At 61.3% G+C, this 18447-nt stretch carries 17 protein-coding genes; 7 read left to right on the top strand and 10 right to left on the bottom strand.

Translation table 11 applies throughout. From position 1 onward, the window contains the following. Nucleotides 1-30: 30 nt before the first annotated feature. From PSH59_RS09060 to PSH59_RS09030, 7 genes are all read right to left on the bottom strand, one after another. Nucleotides 31-885, bottom strand: a complete 855-nt coding sequence (locus tag PSH59_RS09060; protein WP_305394842.1) for an alpha/beta hydrolase — start codon at nt 883-885, stop codon at nt 31-33. Beyond that, nucleotides 882-1685, bottom strand: a complete 804-nt coding sequence (locus PSH59_RS09055) for an alpha/beta fold hydrolase (RefSeq protein WP_248076115.1) — start codon at nt 1683-1685, stop codon at nt 882-884. Before PSH59_RS09055 ends, PSH59_RS09060 begins: the two co-directional genes overlap by 4 nt. Before the next feature lie 97 nt (nt 1686-1782). Next, on the bottom strand, nt 1783-2226 hold the full coding sequence (locus PSH59_RS09050; protein WP_305394841.1) for a hotdog fold thioesterase: 444 nt from the start codon (nt 2224-2226) through the stop codon (nt 1783-1785). A gap of 30 nt (nt 2227-2256) precedes the next feature. After that, entirely contained in the window at nt 2257-3909 is a 1653-nt protein-coding gene (locus tag PSH59_RS09045) for an AMP-binding protein (protein ID WP_305394840.1), read from the bottom strand. Nucleotides 3910-3993: 84 nt separating this feature from the next. Then, nucleotides 3994-4443 carry a phosphohistidine phosphatase SixA gene (gene sixA, locus PSH59_RS09040; RefSeq protein ID WP_248076145.1) on the bottom strand — a complete coding sequence of 150 codons (450 nt, stop codon included), beginning with the start codon at nt 4441-4443 and terminating at the stop codon, nt 3994-3996. Then, a complete protein-coding gene (locus tag PSH59_RS09035) occupies nt 4440-4787 on the bottom strand; it encodes a DUF4389 domain-containing protein (RefSeq protein WP_248076147.1) in 348 nt (115 codons plus the stop codon). The genes sixA and PSH59_RS09035 overlap by 4 nt, the downstream gene beginning before the upstream one ends. Before the next feature lie 10 nt (nt 4788-4797). Beyond that, a complete protein-coding gene (locus tag PSH59_RS09030; RefSeq protein ID WP_248076155.1) occupies nt 4798-5823 on the bottom strand; it encodes an NAD(P)H-dependent glycerol-3-phosphate dehydrogenase in 1026 nt (341 codons plus the stop codon). A gap of 195 nt (nt 5824-6018) precedes the next feature. Between PSH59_RS09030 and PSH59_RS09025 the strand changes: the two genes are divergently transcribed. The 5 genes from PSH59_RS09025 to fabB all read left to right on the top strand — a co-directional run bounded on the left by PSH59_RS09025 (nt 6019) and on the right by fabB (nt 12965). Next, nucleotides 6019-8139, top strand: a complete 2121-nt coding sequence (locus tag PSH59_RS09025) for a TonB-dependent receptor plug domain-containing protein (RefSeq protein WP_370694396.1) — start codon at nt 6019-6021, stop codon at nt 8137-8139. A gap of 1 nt (nt 8140) precedes the next feature. After that, the gene (locus tag PSH59_RS09020) at nt 8141-9070 is read left to right on the top strand and encodes an ABC transporter substrate-binding protein (protein WP_305394839.1); all 930 of its coding nucleotides are present in this window, start codon (nt 8141-8143) and stop codon (nt 9068-9070) included. Next, nucleotides 9067-10968 (top strand): ATP-binding protein, encoded by a 1902-nt coding sequence (locus PSH59_RS09015; protein WP_248076163.1) that lies wholly within the window; start codon nt 9067-9069, stop codon nt 10966-10968. Before PSH59_RS09020 ends, PSH59_RS09015 begins: the two co-directional genes overlap by 4 nt. A gap of 249 nt (nt 10969-11217) precedes the next feature. Further along, nucleotides 11218-11733, top strand: a complete 516-nt coding sequence (fabA, locus tag PSH59_RS09010) for a 3-hydroxyacyl-[acyl-carrier-protein] dehydratase FabA (protein WP_010211704.1) — start codon at nt 11218-11220, stop codon at nt 11731-11733. 11 nt (nt 11734-11744) lie between these two features. Beyond that, entirely contained in the window at nt 11745-12965 is a 1221-nt protein-coding gene (fabB, locus tag PSH59_RS09005; protein ID WP_248076179.1) for a beta-ketoacyl-ACP synthase I, read from the top strand. A 145-nt stretch (nt 12966-13110) separates the two neighbouring features. Here fabB and PSH59_RS09000 read toward each other — a convergent pair whose 3' ends face one another. After that, complete coding sequence (locus PSH59_RS09000; RefSeq protein ID WP_305394838.1) at nt 13111-14133, bottom strand: amidohydrolase family protein; 1023 nt, start codon at nt 14131-14133, stop codon at nt 13111-13113. Between the two features lie 140 nt (nt 14134-14273). On the opposite strand from PSH59_RS09000, the gene PSH59_RS08995 reads away from it, so the two are divergent. Continuing rightward, entirely contained in the window at nt 14274-14690 is a 417-nt protein-coding gene (locus tag PSH59_RS08995; protein WP_248076193.1) for an OsmC family protein, read from the top strand. 63 nt (nt 14691-14753) lie between these two features. Next, nucleotides 14754-15620, top strand: coding sequence for a pirin family protein (locus PSH59_RS08990; RefSeq protein WP_305394837.1), 867 nt, complete (start codon nt 14754-14756; stop codon nt 15618-15620). A gap of 55 nt (nt 15621-15675) precedes the next feature. On the opposite strand, the gene PSH59_RS08985 is transcribed toward PSH59_RS08990, so the two are convergent. After that, a complete protein-coding gene (locus PSH59_RS08985) occupies nt 15676-16404 on the bottom strand; it encodes a dienelactone hydrolase family protein (RefSeq protein WP_305394836.1) in 729 nt (242 codons plus the stop codon). 66 nt (nt 16405-16470) lie between these two features. Next, nucleotides 16471-18375 carry a molecular chaperone HtpG gene (gene htpG / locus PSH59_RS08980; protein ID WP_305394835.1) on the bottom strand — a complete coding sequence of 635 codons (1905 nt, stop codon included), beginning with the start codon at nt 18373-18375 and terminating at the stop codon, nt 16471-16473. Nucleotides 18376-18447: the final 72 nt, after the last annotated feature.

Below are 18447 nucleotides of genomic sequence, written 5' to 3'. Positions count from 1 at the left end.
CGCCCAGCCTCGGCAGTTGACCGCCCCAAGTCAAGGCGCGCAGAAGAACCGATTGAAACAGTCTGCAACAAGCACGGCGCCGGGCTCATCATTGAGGTGTAAATGATGGCCGCCTGGCAGCGTCGCGACGGTAAAGGGTAGTTGGGAAAGCAATTCGGGATGTTTCGCCAACATGCCATCGGCCGCCACCACCAACTGCGTAGGGCACGCGACACGCCGCACGAAAGCCATGGCTTGTTCGTCGGTCAAACGCACCGGCGAAGCCAGGGTCAGACGGCTATCGGTACGCCAGGTATACCCCTCCGGCACCGGCATCAAACCGCGTTGGGCCAGCAGTTCGGCGGCTTCACGACTGACGGCCACCAAGCCTTTCATGCGTGCTTCAACCGCGCGATCCAGGGTGTTGTAGACCGGCTTATGCTTGCCTTGCAGGTTCAATTGCGCCTGCAGCGCCATGCCCAGACGCTCCGCCGCGTTCTCGCCGCTGGCCGTCGGGGGGATGACACCGTCGATCAAACCGAGGTGCGTCACCCGTTCCGGCATGGCGCCGGCCAGCACCAGGGAAACGATGGCGCCAAGGGAATGACCAAGTAATGCAAAACGTTTCCAACCCAGTTGTTCAGCCACTTGAAGCACATCAAAGACATAATCCCACAAGGCATAACCGGCTCCCGCAGGACGATGCGCCGAATGCCCGTGCCCCGCCATGTCCAATGCCACGATGCGCAGGCCCCGCAGCTTCGGCGCCAGACGCGCAAAGCTGTTGGCGTTGTCCAGCCAGCCATGCAGGGCAATCACCGGCAAACCGTCTTCGGGGCCGAACAGATGCGCGGCCAATTCGATGTGAGGCAGGCTCAGGCGGACTTCTTCTACCGGCGTGCTCATGCGCAACTGCGCTCACGGAGTTGCCAGCGGGCGAACAGGTTCTTGATCAACGCGGCGGTGTCCTGAGGGCGCTCGAGAGGGAACATGTGCCCGCCCGGCATGGTGAGCATTTCGCCCATGGGCAGGCGGTCCACGCCGCTGGCATGGTGACGCATCACCACACGGCTCTGGCGCCCGCGCACCACCGCCAGCGGCACCTTCAACTGGCGCACCTGGCCCGGGCTGGTATGGGGTACACCCCGGTAGATACTGATTTCGGTGGCCGGATCGAAGCGCAACCGCAGGCGATCGCCCGCCTGGTAAAGACCATGTTGCAGGTAGGCCTCGAAGCATTCCGGGTCGAAGCCACGGAACAGGGTCTTGCCGGCAAAATAACTGCGTGCGGCGTCAAGGTCACTGAACTCCTCACGACGGCCCAGGGTGCGTCCGGCCGGGGTGAGACGATCGATAAAACCGAAGCGTTTGGCGGCGCGGATCACCCAGCGATCGGCGCGGGTCAGCACGGGTGAATCAAGCATCACCACCCCGCGATACAACTGCGGGCAGCGCAACGCCGCATGCAGATGCAACACGCCTCCCAGGGAGTGACCCACGCCCCACACCGGTTCTGGCTGTTGCTCCAGATGGTGGATCAACTCATCCACCAGGTTCTGCCAGTTGTCGTCCACTGGAAACCTGGGGTCGTGACCGTGCTGCGGCAGGTGAGCCACTGCGTATTCCGGAGCCAGGGCGGCAAACAACTTGCCGTACGTGGCCGAAGGGAAGCCATTGGCGTGAGCAAAAAACACGTGCTGCGACATACCGGACCCATCTGCAAAAACAAAAGTGGATTGTCACCAGGCCTGGCCAACCCGGCAATGACTGTAACTGCCAGGAATGATGACACTCACGCCGCGCCTATCGCGCCGGCGGGTTCTCGCCCAGCGGCACCACCGCCATGGTCAGGCGCGACACGCAGTTGGTCTTGCCATCCTCGGTGGTCAAGCGAATGTCCCACACCTGCGTGGTACGGCCGATATGAATCGCCTTGGCCACCGCCGTCACCCGCCCGCTGCGCACACCACGCAGGTGATTGGCATTCACCTCCAGCCCCACGCAATAGAACTTGCTGGCATCAATGCACAGGTAAGCGGCCGTGGAGCCGACACTCTCGGCCAGCACCACCGAGGCGCCACCATGCAACAGGCCGTAGGGCTGATGGGTGCGGTGATCGACCACCATGCTGGCGGTCAGGGAATCGTCGTCGAAGCTTTCAAAGCGGATATCCAGCAGTTCACCGATGGTGTTTTTCTGGGCCGCGTTTAGCTGTTCGATATTCGGTTGGGTGCGCCACAGGCTCATACGATTGTCCTTGTCGGTTTTATGATGAGCCTAATCCTGCCACACAACGGTCTCGGAACGCTCGCTCCACACCGGCAATTGTGCGCCGTAAGTCGACTCGATGATGGCGCGCCTGATTTTCAGGGTCGGCGTCAGAAAGCCGTTTTCCACCGCCCAATTGTCCTTGACCACCACCAACTGGCGCAGACGTTCGTGTTTATCCAGCCCTTGGTTGACCTGTTCCAGCCAGCGTTCAAGGCTGTTGCGTAAGGCTTGTCGGTCATCGCCGCCCACCGTCGCCAGCACGCACAACGCGATGGGCGCGACAAGGCCATCGCCCACCACGCACACCTGCTCAATGTGCGCGTGCTCGGCCAGGCGGTTCTCGATCGGTGCCGGGGCGACGTATTTGCCCTTGCTGGTCTTGAAGATTTCCTTGAGGCGTCCCGTCAGGCGCAAGCGGCCGTCGGCGTCCTGCTCGCCTTTGTCGCCCGTACGCAGGAAGCCATCGGCAGTGAGTGTTTCGGCGGTTTTCTCCGGGTCCTTGAAGTAGCCAAGCATGGTCGCACCGCTGCGCACCTGCACTTCGCCCGACGCGTCGATCCGCACCTCGACGCCTGGGCACGGCATGCCGATCCAACCGATTTTCTGCTGGCCGGGCCGGCACACGTGGGAGTAGCCGCAACTCTCGGTCATCCCGTACACCTCCAGCACATCCAGGCCCAGGCGCAGGTACCAACGCAGCAGCGCTTCGGGAACCGGTGCCGCGCCCGACAGCGCAATGCGCAACGCGTCCAGCCCCAGACCGGCCAGCACCTTATGGCCCACGCGCTTGCCGATAAACGGCAAGCGCAGCAGGGTATCGAGGCGTTTCTGCGGGATCCTGGCGTACACGCCCAGCTGGAATTTGGTCCAGATGCGCGGCACGCCGAACAATGCTGTCGGCCGCGCCCTGCGCAAGTCCGTCAGAAAGGTCTCCAGGCTCTCGGCGAAAAACACGGTTTGCCCGGTATAGATCGAGGCCATCTCCACAAACATCCGCTCCGCCACGTGGCACAGCGGCAAGTACGACAGCAGCCGGTCACCCTCCCCCAGGCCAAACAGCTCAGTGCCATAGGTGGCGGCAAAACCCAGGGCGCCGAAGCTGTGCATGACACCTTTGGGCAAGCCGGTGGTGCCGGAGGTGTAGATGATGGTGGCAAGGTCGCCAGTGTCAGGTGCGGGGTTGTCGTTGATCGGCGCGCAGGCTTGCAGATCGGTCCAGCTGAAGTCGAACGCGCCTGGCGGACACAGCGGCAAGCCTATCGTAGGTAATCCGTGCGGTACGCCAGGGGCCATGGCCGGCCAGTCATCAAGTTTGCCGACGAGCACCAGCGCCGCTTCGGAATGATTGAGTACGTGAGCGACGGATTCAGCGGTGAGGTTGGGATAGAGCGGAACCGAGACATGCCCGGCCATCCAGATCGCCAGGTCAGCAATGATCCAGTGCGCGCAGTTTTTCGAGATAAGGGCAATGTGCGAGCCCTGGGGCAACGCCTGGGCGCGCAGCCAGTGCGCGGCGCAACGGGCCTGGTGCGCTGCATCCCCCCAGGAAAGCGTCTGCACTTGGCCGCCGCCAATGGGCTGCACCAGAAAAGGCTGGCGCGGATGTCGCGCCTCACGTTCGAAGAAAACCTGCAACGGCAAACGAACTGCGACAGACATGGGGCGCGCTCCTTTGTGGTCCACCATAGCCAACCAAGCACTTGCTTGGTTGACTATATAGCACACACAACGCCGCGCGCACGCCTATGGGTTCTTCACACTCACCAGGCTCATCAGCCCCGCCAGCGGGAAGTCGCCCTCCAGTTCCGCCAGGCTGGCAGTGAACATCGGTTGCGGCTGGCGCTGATGACCATGCTGCAAAAAGCTGATCAGGCTGCCGACCAAGGGTTGATGACTGACCAGCAGCACAGTGTCGTCGGTGTCGAGCTGTTGCAGCACCTGCAGCGGGTTGCCGTCGGGCGTGAGCCACGCCACCGTGCGGATCTCAGGTTCAAACCCCAGCGCCTCGCGCACCAGTTGCGCGGTCTGCTGCGCCCGCACATACGGGCTGGCAATGATGGCGCTCAGGGGTTGACCGATCAGGTGCGCGGCACTGCGCAACACCTCGCCACGGCCATGCTCGGTCAGGTTGCGCTCGGCGTCGGTACGGGCATGCCCTTCGGCCTCACCGTGGCGCAAGATCCACAGTTTCACAGTTTCGGCTCTTCATCACGCACCGGGTGCGGCGCCGGCGGTACGCTGTGGGCGGGCTCGCCCTCGGGCGCGCGCGGGGTTGGCCAGTCGGCGAACGGCCAAGGCTTTTGCTCGCTATGAAAACTGCCGAAGCGTCCGATCTGAGCAAGAAACTGGCTGAGGCTGTCGCCAACGTTCATCAGGCCCAGGTTCGGTGCCCCGTAGACCAGACGGTAGATCAACTGCACCACAACCAGTGCACCGAGCAGGAACTGCGCGACTTGCCACACCAGGGCAAACACCAGCATCCACAGAATGCGCAGCACAATGGATTCGTACTTGGGGGCTGCTTTGGGGTCGTTCATGACGCGTTCCTCAGTTGAAACCACTGGTGGAAATAAAGTCGACATCGGTTTTCGGTTCGGCGCGCATCAGCAGCTCGATGACCTGATTCAACGTGCGCCCTTCAAACAGGATCGCGTGCAGCCCGGCGACCAGCGGCATGTACACCCCCACTTCCTGGGCCTTGGCCTTGAGCACTTTGAGGGTGTTGACCCCCTCGGCCACTTCGCCCAGACGCGTCACCGCGTCTTCAAGGCTCAAGCCTTGGCCGAGTGCGAACCCCACCTGATAGTTGCGGCTTTTCGGCGACGAGCAGGTGACGATCAGGTCGCCCACGCCCGCCAGCCCCAGGAAGGTCATCGGGTTGGCACCCTGGTTCACCGCGAAACGGGTCATTTCTGCCAGCGCGCGGGTAATCAGCATACTTTTGGTGTTTTCGCCCATGCCCAGGGCCACCGCCATCCCGGCGATGATCGCGTAGACATTCTTGAGCGCCCCACCCAGCTCGACGCCGAAACGATCGCCACTGGCATAGACGCGAAACGTGCGGCCATGCAGCACGGCTTGAACGCGCTCGCACAAGGCTTCGTCTTCGCTGGCGACCACCGTGGCGGTGAGCGCATGCTCAGCCACTTCCCGCGCCAGGTTCGGCCCCGACAGCACGCCAATGCGCGCCTTGGGGGCGATTTCTTCAAGAATTTCACTCATCAGCTTGAAGGTCTGTGCCTCGATGCCCTTGGTCAGGCTGACCAGCATTTTGCCCGCCAGGCGGTCGGCGTGAGGCGCCAGCACCGAACGCAACGCACTGGACGGCAGCGCGACAAAGCACAGGTCGCTGGCAGTCAACGTGGCCTGCAGGTCGGTCACCGGCTCGACCGCCGGATGAATCTTGATGCCTTTCAGGTAACGCGGGTTCTCCCGATGCACGCGAATGGCCTCGGCCTGCTCGGGATCTCGCATCCACTGGCGCACCACATGGCCATTCTCGGCCAGCAGGTTAGCCACGGCGGTACCAAAACTTCCGCCTCCCAGGACCGCAATAGGGCGCTGTTCAGTCATATGCAATCCGTTAATCCATACCAGTGGCGATGGCGGCATTATACGGGCCGACCCGCTTGCGGCCAGCCCCCGTGTCAATTCGTGCGTCTGTCGGAAAATGCCATGCCTGTGTGAAGTAATTGCAAGGGCGGCGACTGGCAAATGGCCGCGCCTCAGTTAACATGGGCGGCTATTCGTCATTATCAAGGCCGTGTCGTGCATCTGGGCCCTCCTCCCCGTTCATCTCTGTTGCTGATGCTGCTGTGCAGTGGTGCCGTGCTGGCCGACGACCTGTTCCTCGACGCCCAGCCACTGCCGCAGGTATTGACCGCCACGCGGCTCAAGCAATCGGCGGCCGCCGTGCCCGGCAGCATGACCGTGATCGACAGCGAGCTGATCAAGGCCAGCGGCGCTCGGGACATCAGCGAACTGCTGCGCCTGGTGCCGGGCATGATGGTCGGCTACACCACCGGCAACCAGGCGGCGGTGAACTACCACGGCACCAGCGCCAGCGACGCACGACGCATGCAGGTGTTGATCGACGGTCGCTCGGTGTACCGCGCAGGCCTGGCCACCGTCGACTGGAGCGACATTCCAGTGGCCATGGAAGATATCGAGCGCATCGAAGTCTTTCGCGGCCCCAACACCGTCAGCTACGGCGCCAATGCCTTGATGGCGGTGGTGAATATTCTCACGCGTTCCCCGGCTAACAGCCACGGCTCTCGGGTAAAGGTCATTCGCGGCGAACGCGGGATCAACGACTTTTATGCCAGCCAGGGCGTGGGTTGGGACACCGGTGATTTGCGCCTGTCGCTGTCCGGGCAACAAGACGACGGTTTTGACAGCGATGCCGCCGGTGCCGACCGTCGTGACGGCCGGCGCCTCAACCGCTTCAGCCTGGCGGTGAGCCAGACACTGAACACGCAGCAGAGCATCGACGTGCAACTGGACGCCAAGGAAGGTACCAACCAGCGCCCGTATACCTACACGCCGGTTTTCGCCGGGATTACCGAAGGCGGCAACAACTCAGACGTCAGTGCCAAAGACTACGCGGGCTCGCTGCGCTGGAACTTCGACTTCAACCCCGAACACAGCCTGTATATCCAGGGTTCAGCGCAACAGTGGGACCGCCGGCAGATCTGGAAAGCCTGCGACGCCAAGGTGTCGTTCAGCCCCGAGCTGACTCAGTTGTGGCAAATCAACCCCAACTACGCCGAATTGCTCGCCCGGCATATGGACACCTACAGCCAGGGCACGGCGCCGCCGGGCAGCGCTGCCGAACAGGCGCTGGCCAACCAGGTGCTTGACCAATGGCGCAATGGCGCCAACCAGAGCGTGTGCGGCGACATCGACCAGAGCACCCGTGAAAGTCGCTACGACCTGGAAATCCAGGACACCCTCAGCCTGTCCGACAGCCTGCGCCTGGTCAGCGGCATGAACTACCGCTACGACCGCGCCGACTCGGACACCTACTTCAACGGCACCCTGGACGACACCACCTGGCGCCTGTTCGGCCAACTGGAATGGCGCGCCAGCGAGCATTGGTTGCTGCAAGGCGGCGCCATGTTCGAGGACACGCACCTGAGCGGCCCCTCGCTGACACCACGGGTGGCGGTCAACTACCTGATCAACCCGCGCCACGGCCTGCGCGCGGTGTACTCCGAGGCGATCCGTTCGCCGGACATGTTCGAGAACAATGTCAACTGGAGCTACCGCGTCACCAACCTCAGCTCCCCCGCCTACGGACAGGGCTCCGGGCAGTACTTCGTAAAGACCCGCGGCCCGGGCAACCTCGACAAAGAACTGATGCGCTCGCGGGAATTAGGCTACAACGGGTTCTTTGCCGACATCGGATTGAACATGGACGTGAAGCTGTTCTACGACGAAATCACCGACATGATCAGCTCGCCGCTGCGCAACAATCAGTACATTGCCAGCAACGCCAGCAGCGCGCGGTTCACCGGGGCCGAGTCGCAGTTCGACTGGCGCGTGAGCAACGCCGACCGCCTGCGCCTGACCTACGCTTATGTCGACGCCACCTCCAGCAACCCGCGGGACAAAGCGCAAACCGCACGCAACAGTGGCTCGGCCGGCTGGCTGCGTGAATGGGGTCAGGGCTGGTCAAGTGCGCTCTTCTACTATGGCGACGACGCGCTCAATCAATATCGCTTCGAACGGGTCGACCTGCGGGTGGCCAAGCGCATTGCCTTGGGCAAAGCCAACGTGGAGCTGGCCGGCATGTTGCAACAACGTCTGGACAATCAGCCCACCACATGGGCCGATAACAATTACGACCATCGCCATGTGCTCTACTTCAGCGCGGAGTTAGAGTTCTGACATGGACACCCCGTCACGGATGACCTTCGTCCTTATCCATACGCTCTGGCGACGCGCCGTGGTGCTCGCGTGCCTGCTGCTGGCGACACCGGCATGGAGTGCCGACATCCTGCTCACCGCCGCCGAAGACGGTGCCGGGGTGCAGGCCTTTACCCGCGCCCTGGCCGAACAACGCCCCGAAGACCGCATCGCGTTCAAGCCCCTCAGCGACTTGCCCTCCCCCAACGGATTGCCGGCCCAAACGCGCCTGATCTTGCTGGACCTGCCGGGACTCGACTGGCGACTGCGAGATCCCCTGGGCCCACCGACCCTGGTGCTGCGGATCAGCCGGCTGCAGGCCCACCAGCGCCCAGGGGCTTTGCAGCATGCGCGCATCAGCCTGTTATGGAGCGACCCTCCCCTGGCGCGCCAACTGCAACTGATCAACCGCATCCTGCCTCAGGCGCGGCGCGTCGGTGTGCTCTATGGCGCAGAAAGTGAATTCCTGCTGCCCGAGCTGCGCCAGCATGCAGCCGCGTTGCAACTGGAAATCGTGCCCCAGCGCTGGGACAACACCAATGACAGTCGTGCGCTGCAAACCCTGTTCAGGAACAGCGACGTTTTGCTCGGCCTGGACGACCCGCAACTGTACAACCCGAAAACCGCGAAAAACCTGCTGCTCAGCAGCTACGCCCAGCAATTGCCGCTGGTGGGGCCCAACGCCGGTTTTGTGAAGGCCGGCAGCCTGGCCAGCACCTACAGCGACCAGTCTGACTGGCTGGCGGTACTCGACCGTCTGCTGGACCACCCGCCGGCCACTTGGCCACGGGCGCTGTACCCCGAGCACTTCAAAGTCGTGGGCAACCCGCAAGTCGCGCGCTCACTGGGCATTGAAGAGGTCGACGAAGCCAGCGTCGCCGCCCGATTGGCCGAAGGAGAAAAACGCCCATGACCTTGCGCCGTCGCTGGGATATCAACACCCGCACGCAGCTCATTACCTTGGGCCCGGCACTGTTGCTGACGTTGCTGTTGATCAGCTTCTTTACGTTCGTGCGTATCCAGGACCTGCGCCAGGAACTGGACCATACCGGTCAGTTGATCGCCAACCAGTTGGCCCCCGCCACCGAGTATGGGGTGATTTCCGGCAACAACGACGTCCTCGAGAGCCTGCTGCGCGCCACCCTGGCCACGCCCCATGTGCGTTTCCTGGAGATTCAGGACGCCACCGAAAACATCCTGGTCTACGTCGAACAGCCATCGGAAAAACACGATAGATCGCTGTCGGTAAAAGTATTCCAGGCCCCGATTCGCTTGCAGCATATCCAGCTGGGCAATGACTTTTTCCAGGACAACCTCAACGAACCCAAGGCACCCCGCGCCGATTACCTGGGCAGGGTGATCGTCGGCATGTCCAACGACGCCTTCAGCCAGCGCCAACAGGAGATCCTGTTTAAAGCCGCGATCCTCGCGCTGTTCGCCTTGCTGTTTACCTACCTGCTCGCCCGGCGCCTGGCCGCGAGCCTGTCGCAACCGATCAGTGCCATGGGCCATGCGGTCAAGGCGATCCAGCAAGGCGACTACAAGACGCCACTGCCGATTGTGGATGACTCCGAGCTGGGCGACCTCTCCCGGCATATCAATAACCTCGCCGAAGGCCTCAACCAGGCCAGCCGTGAGCAACAGCAAGCCATGGCGCAGTTGATCCAGACCCGCGAAGAGGCCGAGCGCGCCAACAACGCCAAGTCGGACTTCCTGGCCATGATGAGCCACGAACTGCGTACGCCGATGAATGGCGTGCTGGGCATGCTGCAATTGCTGGAAACCACCGAGATGACGGAGGAGCAGACCGAATACGCGGCGCTGGCTTCTGAGTCCACCGAGCATTTGCTCAAGGTGATCAACGATATCCTCGACTTCTCACGCATCGAACGCGCCGCGCTGGAGCTGGAACATATTTCGTTCAATCTGGCCGACCTGATCAACAGCTGTGCCCAAGCCTTTCAGCACAGCGCCCAGCAGCGTGGGCTGGCACTCGATCTGACGATTGCGCCAGGCATGGACGCCTTGCGGGTGCAGGGCGACCCCACACGTATCCGCCAGATCCTGGTGAACCTGATCGGCAATGCCCTGAAGTTCACCGAACACGGCACGGTCAGTGTCGAGCCCCAATGGCAGCCCCTTGACCATGAGCTGGTGTGGTTCACCTGCGCGGTGCGCGACAGCGGCATCGGTATTTCCGCCGAGCGCCTGGAATTGATGTTCGACGCGTTTCAGCAGGCCGACAGTTCCATTTCAAGACGTTACGGCGGGACCGGCCTGGGCCTGCCCATCGCCCGCACGCTGGCCGAACGCATGGGCGGCACCCTGCGCGCCCAGAGTGAAGAAAGTCGCGGTTCAGTGTTCACCCTGGAAATTCCCCTGGCCATTGACCAGCACAGCCTGCCCGCGCTCGCCTCCAACACGGACGGCAAAGCCGGAGCCGGCAATGGCCGCCACGTACTGCTGGTGGAGGACAACCCGGTCAACCGCACAGTGGTGGAAGCCATGCTGCGCAGCCTGGGTTTCGAAGTGAGCCTGGCCGTCGACGGTGCCGAGGCAATCCGCAGCGCCGAGAGCCTGATTTTCACGGCGATCCTGATGGACTGCCGGCTGCCGCTGGTTGACGGTTACGAGGCAACTCGGCAGATTCGCCAACTACCGGGCTGCGCCGATCTGCCGATCATCGCGCTGACCGCCAATGCGTTGCAGGGCGACCGCGAAGCCTGCCTGGCAGCAGGAATGAACGATTACCTGGCCAAGCCGTTCAAACGTACGGATTTGCAGCAAATACTGCAGCGTTGGGTGCAGTAGCGCCGCGCCATCAGCCAACTGCGACTGGCGTGAAAGGCGAAAGTGCGGCAGTCTTAGGCACCCGAACGGGCCTGCAAAGAGGCCCGGTTTAACATTTCAGTGAACAAGTGTACATTCAGTGCCTTGAAGCTGTGACTTTCACTACAACGCAATAGTCTATGTGTAGGCTGCCGACATGAGGCATGAACGCTTCATTCGGTTCGGGAAGATCTACCCTACCCTGCCGCATGGGATTATTGAGGAGCTCGCATGACCAAACAAAACGCCTTTACTCGGGAAGACCTGCTGCGCTGCAGTCGCGGTGAGCTGTTCGGCCCAGGTAACGCGCAACTGCCCGCCCCGAATATGCTGATGGTGGACCGCATCACCCATATCAGCGAAGAGGGTGGCAAGTACGGCAAAGGTGAATTGGTCGCCGAGCTGGATATCACCCCGGACCTGTGGTTCTTCGCCTGCCATTTCGAAGGCGATCCCGTGATGCCAGGTTGCCTGGGCCTTGACGCCATGTGGCAGCTGGTGGGTTTCTTCCTCGGCTGGCAAGGCCTGCCGGGCCGCGGTCGCGCCCTGGGTTCGGGCGAAGTGAAGTTCTTTGGCCAGGTCCTGCCGACCGCCAAGAAAGTCACCTACAACATTCAAATCAAGCGCGTCCTCAAGGGCAAGCTGAACCTGGCCATCGCCGATGGTTCGGTGAGCGTCGACGGTCGCGAGATCTATACTGCCGAAGGCCTTCGGGTCGGCGTATTCACTTCCACTGACAACTTTTAAGGGTTATCCGCATGCGCCGCGTCGTTATCACTGGTCTGGGCATCGTTTCTTGCCTGGGCAATGACAAAGAGACCGTCACCGCTAACCTGCGTGCAAGTCGCCCTGGCATCCGCTTCAACCCGGAATATGCCGAAATGGGTCTGCGTAGCCAGGTTTCCGGCTCCATCGACCTGCCCCTCGAAGAGCTGATCGATCGCAAGATCTATCGCTTCGTCGGCCACGCCGCCGCCTATGCCTACCTGGCGATGAAAGACGCGATCGCCGATTCCGGCCTGAGCGAAGACCAGGTATCGAACGTACGCACCGGCCTGATTGCCGGCTCGGGCGGCGCATCGACCCTGAACCAGATGGAAGCGCTGGACATCCTGCGCGAAAAAGGCGTGAAACGCGTCGGCCCGTACCGTGTCACGCGGACCATGGGCAGCACCGTTTCGGCCTGCCTGGCCACGCCGTTCAAGATCAAGGGCGTCAACTACTCGATCTCCTCCGCCTGCGCCACCAGTGCTCACTGCATCGGTACCGCGGTAGAGCAGATCCAGTTGGGCAAGCAGGACATCGTATTCGCCGGCGGCGGTGAAGAAGAGCATTGGAGCCAGTCGTTCCTGTTCGACGCCATGGGCGCACTGTCCACCGAATACAACGAGACCCCGGAAAAAGCCTCCCGCGCCTACGACGCCAAGCGTGACGGTTTCGTCATCGCCGGCGGTGGCGGCATGGTGGTGGTCGAGGAGCTGGAACACGCTCTGGCCCGTGGCGCCAAGATCTACGCGGAAATCGTCGGCTACGGCGCCACTTCCGATGGCTACGACATGGTTGCGCCAAGCGGTGAAGGCGCCATCCGCTGCATGCAGATGGCGATGTCCACTGTGGATACCCCAATCGACTACCTGAACACCCACGGCACTTCGACCCCGGTCGGCGATGCCAAGGAAATGGAAGGCGTGCGTGCGGTATTCGGCGACAAGGCTCCAGCCATCAGTTCCACCAAAAGCCTGTCCGGTCACTCCCTGGGCGCCGCCGGCGTTCACGAAGCGATCTACTGCCTGCTGATGATGGAAGGCAACTTCATGGCTGGCTCGGCCAACATCGACGAGATCGACCCGGTCGTCGCCGATATGCCGATCCTGACCAAGACTGTAGAAAACGCCAAAATCGACACCGTGATGAGCAACAGCTTCGGCTTCGGTGGCACTAACGCCACCCTCGTGCTGAAACGCTGGCAGGGCAAGTAAGACCTGTAGCTTGATCTTATAGAAGGCCCCGACTGGTTCGGGGCTTTTTATTGGGTGGCTGAAAGCAAGGCCAGGATAGCCTCACACCGAACGCCGCGTCCGGCCCCCTCGACAGCCCTCGGCACTTCAGCGAGTTTACGCAGGATCAACGCGCCGCCCCATCGGGAGTGACCTTAGGCAGGATCGCCAGGAAATTATCCCGTGCCACTTTCTGCGCAACGTCTTGCGGCAGTGCGTCGAGGAAAGGCTCAAAGCGGCGCATCTCCTTACCCAGTTTATTGAACCGCCCTACCACATCCGATCCCAGCATAAAGCGCTCTGGGAAGCGCTCTACCAGCTTTACCCACTCAGGCCGGGGCTTGCCGGCTTCATCCAGCAAATACGGCGTGAGCATGCTCCACGACAGGTCGATGTACAGATTGGGATAAGCCTGCAACAGTCGGTCGAGGGTGGGCAACAAAAAGTCCATCTGCACCTGATGCCGGTGGATTTCCTTGCTGGTGCCGGCATGGGCCCAGATAAAACGGGTATGCGGGTGATTGCGCAGCGGCTCCTCGATTTCGGCCAGGTACAGCGGGTTGCGCTCGCGCTTGGAGGTGATGTTGGAATGCACCATCACCGGCAGGTCGTTTTCGGCGGCCAGATGATAAATGCGCGTCATGGCTTCGTTGTTGGCGCGCGGGGTGTCGCCGGAGGTCAGAGCGGTGAGGTCATCGTGACGGGTAAAGACTTCACCAATGCCCTGCCACAAGCCAGGATTGAGGTCGAGCATGCGCTGGATATGCGCAGCAGAGTTCTTATCGTTGGGGTTAAAGCCGGACAGGAACGGATGAAAGTGCCGACGCTGCTCAGGGGTGAGCTTATTCACGGCAGCGGCGACGATCACGTCGGTGGCGCTGTACCAATAGGCGTCGGCGTCGTCACCGGCGTAATAACGCGGGCGCTTGGGTTCGTCTTCGTGCCATTTCTTCGCGACAGGAATGCCGGAGATCATCACGTGCTCAATGTGGTTGTCGGCCATCGCCTTGAGCAACTTGTCCATGCCGGCGGTTTCCTGGAAGAAATCCACGTAATGCAGGTGAGCATCGCTGTAGGCATAGTCGCGGGCCTGTGCGGCCAGGCTGCTGGAGGCGAGCAACAGGGCAAGCGTGAGGCGAGTCCAGGGCACGGTAAAACCTCGATAAGGGCTGAGACAGGTAGACCTTGTGCGCCCTGCCGGGGTTCATCCAGCAAAAAACGCGGAACACCTAAGTGCCAGCATGCTCTATAACTTCATGACCTTCATCCTGCCATCCCGTGAGGTTTGCCATGCCTGTTACCGTGAATACGCTGAATGCTGAAAACTTCCGCCACAGCCTCAACATTGATAATCACGAACTGTTTACCGACTTACCCAAAAGCCTGGGCGGCGACGATTCGGCGCCCTCGCCCCACGATTACTTCGATGCCGCGCTGGCGTCCTGCAAGGCCTTGACCGTCAAGCTCTACGCACAAAAGAAGAATATCCCGCTTACCGGCGTCACCGTGGAAGTCACCCACGACGCGGCCGAAGAGCTAAAAGGCAAATACAAACTCAACGTCAAACTGACCCTCAAGGGCGTGCTCACCGACGAGCAACGCAATGAACTGCATCGCGTTGCGGACAAGTGCCCGGTGCACAAATTGATGACCACCGCCGAGATCAGCATTGACACCAAACTGTCGGAAGGCCCTTTCAGCCAATAGCGGCAAGCTCTCGTCAAGCGGGTTATGCTCAGCAGCATCCAACCCGCTCAGACTGGACGCACCATGACCACACCCACCGTGATCCGCCCTCGCCAGGAAGACGTTGAAGGCCAACCGATCCTGCGCCCTTTGCCGTCGCGAGAATGCCGCGCCGTCGGGCCCTTCGTGTTTTTCGACCATATGTTGAGCACCCGCTACGCGCCGGGCAGCGGCATGAATATCCGCCAACATCCGCACATCGGTCTCTCGACCCTGACGTATCTGTTCGAGGGCGCCTTGCAGCACAAGGACAGCCTGGGCTCCGATCAGGTGGTAGAGGCCGGCGATGTGAGCTGGATGACCGCTGGCGCCGCCATTGCACATGTCGAACGCACACCCGAGGCGCTCAAGGCACGCGGTTTCAACCTGCACGGTCTGCAAGTCTGGCTGGCGTCGCCCAGGGATCACGAGACGGGCCCGGGGCATTACAGCCACCACCCCGCGGCAAGCCTGCCGACCAGCGACAACCTGGGTGTGCGGATTTGTATGATTGCGGGCAGTGGCTTTTGTCTCAAGTCACCCGTGCCGGTGCTGTCGCCCACCTTATATGCCGACGTGCAGATGCAGACAGCCACTACGCTGCTGATCCCGGATGAGCATGAGGAACGGGCGGTGTATGTGCTGGACGGCAACGCACAGCTCGACGGCGAACCGCTGGAGGTGCATAGCCTGGTGGTACTGCCGAGCGGTCAGGAGATGACGTTGTTTGCCGACTCCGACTGCCATCTGGTGGTGTTTGGCGGCGCGCCGCTGGATGGACCGAGGCGGATCAATTGGAATTTTGTGGCGAGTGCTCCGTTGAAAATCGACGAGGCTCGGCGGCGTTGGGCCGCGGGGGAATGGCCGAAGGTGCCGGGTGAAACCGAGAGAATTGAGCTGCCTGTGAGATAGCTATCGCAGGCAAGCCTGCTTGCCCGCGATAACCTCGAGACAGGCGCTGAAAAAATCAGCCCTTGAACACTTCATCCAGCAGGTTATGCATCGACTGGAAGGCCCGTGCAGCGACCTTCGCGTTGTACATCATTTTGCCCGGCACATTGGCGTCGGGATCGGTGAAGGAATGCACCGCGCCGCCGTAGCTGAGCAACTGCCAATCCACACCCGCCGCGTTCATTTCATCTTCAAACGCCGGCAGTTGCTCCTTGGGCACCAGCGGGTCGGACGCGCCATGCAGCACCAGCACCGAGCCCTTGATGCGCTTGGCATCCGCAGGGTTCGGCGTGTCGAGGGTGCCGTGGAACGACACGGCGGCTTTCAACGGCGCGCCGGTACGGGCCAGTTCCAGGGCGCAGCAACCGCCGAAGCAGAAGCCGAAGGTGGCCAGCCTGGAGGTGTCGACAGCCGCTTCGGTCTGACCTTGCAACTGCTCAAAAGCAGCCTGCATACGCTTGTTCAGCATGGGGCGGTCATTCTTCAACGGCATCATCGCCGCACCGGCTTCATCGCCATTGGCGGGGCGCACGGTTTGGCCGTACAGGTCGGCGATCAGCACCACGTAGCCTTTGCCGGCAACGGTCTTGGCGATCTCTTCGGCACCCGCACTCACGCCCATCCAGTTCGGCGCCATCAGCAAGCCCGGCAAAGGCCCCTTGTGGCTCGCGTCGAACGCCAGGCGGCTCTCATAGGACTGGCCATCAATCTGATAGACCACGGAACGCACAGTGACTTGGCTCATCATTTTCTCCAGTTGAGGTGCAGTAAAACGAAAAAACCCGCCGAGGCGGGTTTTTCTACAACGGTGTTAAACCGACAGTTCAACCAACAGCTTGTTCAGTCGGCGCACATAGGCGGCCGGGTCCTTGAGGCTGTCACCGGCGGCCAGGGCCGCCTGGTCGAAAAGGATGTGCGACAAGTCGCCAAAACGCTCTTCGCTCTGCTCACCGTCGAGTTTTTCGATCAGTGGGTGAGCCGGGTTGAATTCGAAGATCGGCTTGGAATCCGGCACCTTCTGGCCGCTGGCTTCAAGGATCTGACGCATCTGCATGCCCAGGTCCTGTTCACCGATGGGCAGGATCGCCGGCGAGTCGGTCAGACGGTGGGAAACCCGCACTTCGCTGACAGCATCGCCCAAGGCAGTCTTGATCCGCTCAACCAGGCCCTCTTTGGCCTTGGCGACCTCTTCGGCTTCTTTCTTCTCTTCTTCGGAGTCCAGGTTACCCAGGTCCAGGTCACCACGGGCCACGTCGACGAAGGTCTTGCCGTCGAACTCGCTGAGGTAGCTCATCAGCCACTCATCGATACGGTCAGTCAGCAGCAGCACTTCGATGCCTTTCTTGCGGAAGACTTCCAGGTGTGGGCTGTTCTTGACCTGGGCGTAGGTTTCACCGGTCAGGTAGTAGATCTTGTCCTGACCTTCCTTGGCGCGGGCCAGGTACTCGGCCAGGGACACCACCTGCTCGCCTTCTTCGCCCTGAGTGGACGCAAAACGCAGCAGACCGGCGATTTTTTCCTTGTTGGCGAAATCTTCCGCCGGGCCTTCTTTCATGACCTGGCCAAAGTTTTTCCAGAAGCCTTTGTATTGCTCAGGCTCGTTCTTCGCCAGTTTTTCCAGCATGTCGAGTACGCGCTTGGTCAGCGCCGACTTCATGGAATCGATGATCGGATCTTTCTGCAGGATTTCCCGCGACACGTTCAGCGACAGGTCATTGGAGTCGACCACGCCCTTGATGAAACGCAGGTACAACGGCAGGAAGGATTCTGCCTGGTCCATCACGAACACGCGCTGTACGTAGAGCTTCAGGCCTTTAGGCGCTTCGCGCTGGTACAGGTCGAACGGAGCACGGGCCGGCACGTAGAGCAGCGAGCTGTATTCCAGCTTGCCTTCGACCTTGTTGTGGCTCCAGCTCAGCGGGTTTTCGTAGTCGTGACCGATATGCTTGTAGAACTCCTGGTATTCCTCGTCCTTGATCTCGGTACGCGGACGGGTCCACAGAGCGCTGGCGCGATTGACCACTTCCCACGCCTGGGCAGGTGCTTCTTCACCTTCGGCCGCGGCCTGTTCTTTAGGCAGCTCGATCGGCAGTGCAATATGGTCGGAGTACTTCTTGATGATGTTGCGCAGGCGCCAGCCATCGGCGAATTCGTCTTCGCCGTCTTTAAGGTGCAGCACGATGCGGGTACCACGGTCAGCCTTGTCGAGGGTGGCGATTTCAAACTCGCCCTCACCTTTGGACGCCCAGTGCACGCCTTCGCTGGCGTCGAGGCCGGCGCGACGGCTAAAGACTTCAACCTTGTCGGCCACGATAAAGGCCGAGTAGAAACCCACGCCGAATTGGCCGATCAGGTGCGAGTCTTTCTTCTGGTCGCCCGACAGGTTCTTCATGAAGTCGGCGGTGCCGGATTTGGCGATGGTGCCCAAGTGGGTAATCGCGTCTTCGCGGCTCATGCCAATGCCGTTGTCTTCGAGGGTGACGGTCTTGGCGTCCTTGTCGAAGCTCACGCGGATCTTCAGTTCAGCGCCGCCTTCCAGCCATTCAGGCTTGGACAGGGCTTCGAAACGTAATTTGTCGACAGCGTCAGAGGCGTTCGAGATCAATTCGCGAAGGAAAATTTCCTTGTTGGAATACAGCGAATGGATCATGAGGTGCAGCAGTTGCTTCACCTCGGTCTGGAAGCCCAGGGTTTCCTTTTGAGTTTCCACACTCATGGTCATCAAACTCCAATTGGATGGCAGTGGCCGCCCCCGAAAGGGTTGGCGGCGGGTTGTCATCAAAGTTGG

Origin of the sequence: Pseudomonas sp. FP2309 (genome assembly GCF_030687575.1) — a bacterium.
Lineage (GTDB): Bacteria > Pseudomonadota > Gammaproteobacteria > Pseudomonadales > Pseudomonadaceae > Aquipseudomonas.
Note: the sequence above shows the minus strand (reverse complement) of the source record. Positions and strands in the feature narration are given on the sequence as shown.